The sequence below is a fragment of the Arthrobacter sp. Y3225116 genome (assembly GCF_059091245.1).
On record NZ_JBNHGL010000616.1, the window covers coordinates 1 to 290 of the forward strand.

Below are 290 nucleotides of genomic sequence, written 5' to 3' on the forward strand. Positions count from 1 at the left end.
GCTGCGCCGGCATTACCGGCTGCTGGCCGCCCTGCTGCTCTGTGCGGCCGCGGCACTGGTGGTGCAGCAGCTAACCCCTGCACCGAGCCCCACCGACTCCGTGGTGGTCGCCGCGTCCGACCTCCCGGCAGGCGCCCTCCTGTCCGCCGACGATGTCGCACTGGGCGAGCTGCCGGCCGGTTTCGTACCCGAGGGAACTGCCGACAGCCCGGCCCTGGTGGTGGGCCAGCGGCTGGCGACGGCGCTGCGCGCCGGCTCACCGGTCGTGGACACCTCGATCGTCGGCCCCG

The 290-nt window shown here is 74.8% G+C and carries 1 protein-coding gene; it reads left to right on the forward strand.

The window, feature by feature from the left end:
• On the forward strand, positions 1-290 hold a 290-nt coding region (locus AC5RV2_RS19225; protein ID WP_494093649.1), incomplete at both ends, for an SAF domain-containing protein.